This window comes from Dyadobacter sp. LHD-138 (assembly GCF_030929615.1).
GTDB lineage: Bacteria > Bacteroidota > Bacteroidia > Cytophagales > Spirosomataceae > Dyadobacter.
In genome coordinates this window covers 1-5,667 of sequence record NZ_JAVFVU010000082.1, presented here as the reverse complement: position 1 = coordinate 5,667, position 5,667 = coordinate 1, and the positions used below count along the sequence as shown (strand labels likewise).

The 5,667-nt window shown below is 43.0% G+C and carries 7 protein-coding genes; 3 read left to right on the top strand and 4 right to left on the bottom strand.

Features of this window, described 5'->3' with window-relative positions:
* Positions 1–98: 98 nt before the first annotated feature.
* Complete coding sequence (locus RB622_RS30430; RefSeq protein WP_409022100.1) at positions 99–455, bottom strand: HipA domain-containing protein; 357 nt, start codon at positions 453–455, stop codon at positions 99–101.
* Positions 353–1,504, bottom strand: a complete 1,152-nt coding sequence (locus tag RB622_RS29815) for a hypothetical protein (RefSeq protein ID WP_308050491.1) — start codon at positions 1,502–1,504, stop codon at positions 353–355. The genes RB622_RS30430 and RB622_RS29815 overlap by 103 nt, the downstream gene beginning before the upstream one ends.
* Before the next feature lie 305 nt (positions 1,505–1,809).
* On the opposite strand from RB622_RS29815, the gene RB622_RS29810 reads away from it, so the two are divergent.
* Together RB622_RS29810 and RB622_RS29805 are read left to right on the top strand one after the other, a co-directional pair.
* A complete protein-coding gene (locus RB622_RS29810) occupies positions 1,810–2,115 on the top strand; it encodes a helix-turn-helix transcriptional regulator (protein ID WP_308050488.1) in 306 nt (101 codons plus the stop codon).
* Entirely contained in the window at positions 2,112–3,335 is a 1,224-nt protein-coding gene (locus RB622_RS29805; protein WP_308050487.1) for a type II toxin-antitoxin system HipA family toxin, read from the top strand. Before RB622_RS29810 ends, RB622_RS29805 begins: the two co-directional genes overlap by 4 nt.
* 44 nt (positions 3,336–3,379) lie before the next feature.
* On the opposite strand, the gene RB622_RS29800 is transcribed toward RB622_RS29805, so the two are convergent.
* Positions 3,380–4,483, bottom strand: coding sequence for a Fic family protein (locus RB622_RS29800; protein ID WP_308050486.1), 1,104 nt, complete (start codon positions 4,481–4,483; stop codon positions 3,380–3,382).
* 99 nt (positions 4,484–4,582) lie between these two features.
* On the opposite strand from RB622_RS29800, the gene RB622_RS29795 reads away from it, so the two are divergent.
* Positions 4,583–4,852, top strand: coding sequence for an N-6 DNA methylase (locus RB622_RS29795; RefSeq protein ID WP_409022098.1), 270 nt, complete (start codon positions 4,583–4,585; stop codon positions 4,850–4,852).
* On the opposite strand, the gene RB622_RS29790 is transcribed toward RB622_RS29795, so the two are convergent.
* On the bottom strand, positions 4,843–5,667 hold an 825-nt coding region (locus tag RB622_RS29790), incomplete at its 5' end, for a site-specific integrase (protein WP_308050485.1). The genes RB622_RS29795 and RB622_RS29790 overlap by 10 nt on opposite strands.

The window sequence follows — 5,667 nt, the reverse complement described above, 5'->3', positions numbered from 1 at the left end:
TAGATGAATATAATGATTTTGCTCCCCATTCAGCTTTAAAAATGAAAACACCAAAAGAATATTTTAACCTTCAAATCGCTGCATAATCAGTCCAAGTTTTAAGCGGAAAGAGCAATGCCCCGTAATGCCCGTCCAGCCTGCTCGACTGTCCCGTCGTATTTACTTGCTGCTGTTAAATCCAAGAGCGAACAGAAATCTTCAAGTGCGATGAGCCTGTTATCAGATGCTGTATTACGAATATCGAAACGCTCTACGATCAGAGCAGGGGGCATGCCATCTGGCATTTGCGTAAGTGCAAACTGAGGAGCTTCAAAGCCAATGCTTTTACCAAGGGTAAGGGATATGAATTCGACTATTGGCAGATATTCGAAACCACCAGTCCCGGCAGGTTTAAGAATATGCGTGAAAGGTAGGTTTGCGCTTGGCTGTAATATACCTTGATGGTCAAGTGACATCGGCGCTTTGATCTGTACACCGGAAAGTCGTGGGGTTTCAGCACTTTTATAAATGTTGGCCAAATTCCGCTCAAAAGAGGTTTCGATATTATCTCTGCATGGCCCGTTATATGTTCCTGTAAAATACCGCCACTAGAAAACTGAGAGAGCGAAACGCTTAATATATCTGCTGGGAGCTGCTTTAAATCTTTTTTGCTATTTGAAACTGTGATATTCGACATATAGCGCTTACCGGTACGCAGTAAATTGCGCTCATCACTATCCTTTAAAATATTTTCAAGCCAACCTTCTGGAAGTAGGGCACTTATAAAGGGCGGCAGTTTTCCAGGGATTGTCTGCCGAACAAGGGGAAGATGAAACCCTTTTTCAGCACGCCAATACCATTCAAAGCCATCATGAGACAGTGTACCTATCGGATTTCCATGCCAGGCTACAACCAAGTCGAAACTGGCTTCATTCTGTATAGGAGATAACTCTAACCCTTGTTTCAAATATCGTTCAGCCTGTTCGCCTTCCCAAAACCATTCATTTTTTCGGGCAATTGCCCACAGCGCATCGGCGGTTTTTTCAGTAGAATCAAATTCCTCGATAACACGCTTAGCCATTGCTGACCGCATTGCAGTGTCAATGGAAGCGCCATGTTCACTTTTTCGTCTGAAAGATTCCAGAAACCTTTGTCTGATCGATGATACCTCTATTTTGAATTCACCCATGCCGTCATCAATGATGGCAGGAGCGGTTGACGAGAATTCCGGAGCTTTATTCTGGACGATTTCTAAATTTCGTATTCTGGTTCTCTGGGATCTGGGGCCGCTAATGAAAAGCTTCCCATCAAGGGTAGGGCCTAGTAATGCAGCACTTGCAGCTGACAAATAAGCCCTTGGATAAAGATATTTGGCAATCCTCACTGAATGTTTGAGAACTAATTCTTCAATATTGGAGCCACTTGTTACATAGATGCCCCGCATCAGTTGTATCAGCTGTCCTGTTTCAGACAGGTAGTGACCACGGGTCTTATCAATATTTTCACCAACTAGAAAAAGTGCCATGTCTAACTTTCGCGTATTTGAGATACGTTAAAGTTAACATATGAGTGGCTAAAAGGCAAGTATATTTTATAACTATCGCGTATTTGAGATGCGTAATAGTTAGAATTTTTACCATTGTGTTGTTGAGGCGTCGAATTTTATCGCCGATTTTTAATCAATGATATCCGAAGCTATTTCTAAAAACACATCTAATACCTATAATTTCATTTTTAAACCATCTAAGTAACGATTTCTTCGTTTACAATTTAGTATATTTGTGATACAATAATATTAATTATTAGAGTGTAATGTAACTAGGTAATATAATGATATCACTTATATCGCCATCTAAGGCGCTTCGTAAGCTTGCTGAAAACGTGCGTTCCAGGCGTTTAAATGCAGGCCTTACTCAGGAGGGTCTGGCAGTCCGTTCAGGTGTTGCCCTTCCAACTTTAAGAAAATTTGAGCAGAAAGGAGTCATCTCTTTGGAGTCATTCCTTAGACTCCTATTGGTGGTTGGCGGTCTGGAGGAAGTGATTGATGCTATAAAGCCAGTAAAACCAGCTTTTTCTTCCATCGATGAAGTGTTGAAAGAAGAGACTTCAACCCGTAAACGAGGCCGTCACAAATGAAACGAGCTATCACAGAACTTAAAGTGGGATTGGATTTCGGAAGTGAAATTTTTCCGGTCGGACGTTTGGCTATTCGCGACCATTCCATTTATTTTGAATATCAAGCCTCATTCATTCAAAAAAGGTTGGAGATTTCTCCATTACGTTTACCTCTTAAACCGGGACTTACAGCTTTTGAAGCAAGACCTTTCGAGGGACTGGCTGGAGTATTTAGCGATAGCCTGCCTGACGGCTGGGGGCGTTTATTATTTGACCGACTTTTGCGTTCTCAAAACATATTGCCTTCCGATATAACTCCACTGGATCGTTTGGCACATGTTGGTTTTCACGGAATGGGAGCCTTGGTCTATGAACCGGATTATAGTCCGTCTGATACAGATGACTTGATTGATCTGGATCATCTTGCTCAGCAAGCCGGTGAAGTTCTTACAGGAAGTTCAGAAGAGATTATTCAGGAACTACTGTCTTTAAATGGATCATCTGCCGGGGCAAGACCCAAAGCGCTCATAGGGGTTGATGAGAGCCGCCAGAACATATCGCATGGTGCAAAGCAACTCGCCCATGGATTTGAGCCCTGGTTGGTCAAATTTCCAAATTCCCAAGATGGGTTGGATTCCGGTGCAATTGAATACGTGTATGCGCTGATGGCCAAAGAGGCGGGTGTTGCAATGTCAGAAGCTCATTTATTCGCAGCCAGTAAAGGAAACGGATATTTTGCGGCAAAACGTTTTGACCGGGATGGTACAAAACGATACCACATGCATACAGTAAGCGGGTTGTTACATAGCGATTTTCGAATACCGTCATTGGATTATGAAGATTTACTGACGCTGACCGGTGAGCTTACGAAAGATATTCGGGAAGTTGAGAAAATGTATAGACTGGCTGTTTTCAATGTCTTGGCCTACAACCGGGATGACCATGCCAAAAATTTCAGTTTTCTAATGGATGATAAAGGCGAGTGGAAGTTGTCGCCAGCTTATGATCTGACGTTTTCAAATGGCCCAGGGGGAGAACAGAGCACAATGGTAATGGGCGAGGGAAGAAACCCTGGCGAAAAACAGCTTATAAAGTTGGGACTTGAAGGCGGTCTCTCAAAAACACTTGTCGAAGAGAGTATAGGCCAAACCCGGTTTGCCTTGGGGCAGTGGAAGTCTTTGGCAAAAGAATACGGCATTAGTCAGTCCAATATGGATTTGATAAATAAAAGGCTTGCATGAAATGGATAGTGCAGATTCCGGAAAGCGCACGTAACAAATCCGTTTTACTTTAAATCAACAAGCCTATAGCTTGTGCTTCGTCCCCCGGAATCTTCTTTTACAAGCACTTCTTGCTCAACCAGATCCAGTATATCGCGCAACGCAGTGTCGTTGGAAACCTTTGTAATTTTTGCCCATTTGGAAGTATTGAGTTTTCCTTCAAATCCATCGAGCATCTTATTGAGCACGAGCTTCTGGCGTTCGCTGATATTTTTCGTCGCTAATAAATCCCAAAAACGGGCTTTTGAAAGCACCGAATTAAGCGTTGTATCAGTAGCGACGAGTGCTCTTTCCAAACAGGATAAAAACCATGTCAACCATTCTGTTATATCTAGGTCTCCTTTTTGCGTTTTCTCTAGAACATCATAGTATTGCTTTCGCTCCAATTGTATTTGCGCCGACATACTGTAAAAACGTTGTGTACTATTATCAGCACGCGACAATTGCAAATCCGCAATCGCTCTTGCTATTCGGCCATTGCCATCATCAAAAGGATGTATGGTCACAAACCACAAATGTGCAATTGCTGATTTAATAACTGGGTCTAGTCCCTGATTTTCATTGAACCAGCCAATAAATCGGATCATCTCCTCGGGAACTTTTTCCGAAGTTGGGGCTTCGAAATGAATTTTCTCCCTTCCCATTGCCCCTGAGACGACCTGCATCGGTCCGGCGGACTGGTCGCGCCATTTTCCCACCGCAATTTTATACATGCCGCTTCTACCTGTGGGGAACAACGCTGAATGCCAACCAAATAAGCGGTCTTCTGATAAAGGATGGTCAAAATGTTGGGTCGCGTCCAAAAGCATATCCACAACACCATCAACATGGCGATCAGCCGGTGCCAGTGCTCCGATATCCATTCCCAAGCGTCGGGCGAGGGAAGATCTGACCTGATCCGGATTGAGGATTTCACCTTCTATTTCACTGGTTTTAAGAACATCCTGTGTGAGTGTTTGTAGGACGGCTTCCTCCCGAAGAGAAAATCCGAGATTTCGCATACGTCCCAGCAAGAGGCCTTGTTTATGGCGTACCGAGCCTAGTAATTCTAGGATTTGCGAATTGTACCAGGTAAACTGTGGCCAGTGTGATTTTTGATGGATATACATATTTCACCGCAGGTTATGCGTTAAATATAGCATGTATTCACCGCATTGTCAATATTTTAATCGCAAAATATGCGGTGAATAAGGAGGTTATTCACCGCATTGAACGAACCTTACGGCTCCTTGACTATTCAACTCACTAACAAAAACAAACTTGGTGAATATGTAGCCAATAGGAAGTTTAATTGTCGTATTGAGCACATAATCAGATGTTTATGCACGGTACCGGCCACCAAAGTGGATTTCGCTTTGGTACAACACATGATCTATCACCTGGCCGAAAATGGCATTATGGCGATCATGTTGCCGCATGGGGTATTGTTTCGTGGAGTAGCAAAACAGCATAGCTTCATCTTACAAACTTACTTTTGATCCATAAATTTAGCAGCAACATTTATTGCATTATAGACTGGATCATCCGAAAGCCGGGCGTAAATAGCCGTCGATGCATGGCTTTTGTGATTAAGTGCTTTTGCAATCATTGGTAGACTGGCACCACTGATAGCCATGTAGCTTCCAAGCGTGCGACGCAGGTCATGCATGCGGATATCAGAAACATTCATTCTATCCTTGATACGTTGGAAGGCTTTCTTAGGATCATTCAGATATCCCTTTTGACCTTCGCCAGGAAAAATATAAGTAGAAGGAGAGGGGCTATCCTCGTTTTGTGCTTTTCGTTTTAGCAGAATTTGTACTACTTTTTCGGTCAACAATACAATGTTCACATCTTTGTTCTTGGTATGAGATTCCGGAATTCTCCACCTGTTTAAATCGAACGAAATATCCTGCCAGCGCATGGAAAGAACGTTGGATTTTCTTGCGCCTGTTAGAAGCAATACACTGAAAAAATCCTTGAATAATTCATTTTCTTCATCTAGGGCTTGATAGAATAAGTTCAGCTCATCCATGGAAAGAAAGCGATCCCTGGCGATACTACGATATTTTTTGACCCGCGAGGAGGGGTTACTTCCCGCGATTAGTCCTTCACGTAAACCAAAATTATAGGTAGCACTGATAATGGTGAGCAGGCGATTGGCTGTTCCGGGTGCTCGAGAAGTTCCAATTTTTGTATGAAACTGTCTGATTTTTTCAGTCGGTATGTCTTCTGCCTTCATTTTTCCAAAGGCAGGAAAGACATGGCATTCCATCATTTTTAGATTGGCTTCGGGACGCTTGGTGAATTTCAA

Bases quoted from the DNA above. Each gene is read 5' to 3' on its own strand.
- RB622_RS30430 (WP_409022100.1), bottom strand. From the start codon at position 455: ATGTCACTTGACCATCAAGGTATATTACAGCCAAGCGCAAACCTACCT.
- RB622_RS29815 (WP_308050491.1), bottom strand. From the start codon at position 1,504: ATGGCACTTTTTCTAGTTGGTGAAAATATTGATAAGACCCGTGGTCAC.
- RB622_RS29810 (WP_308050488.1), top strand. From the start codon at position 1,810: ATGATATCACTTATATCGCCATCTAAGGCGCTTCGTAAGCTTGCTGAA.
- RB622_RS29805 (WP_308050487.1), top strand. From the start codon at position 2,112: ATGAAACGAGCTATCACAGAACTTAAAGTGGGATTGGATTTCGGAAGT.
- RB622_RS29800 (WP_308050486.1), bottom strand. From the start codon at position 4,483: ATGTATATCCATCAAAAATCACACTGGCCACAGTTTACCTGGTACAAT.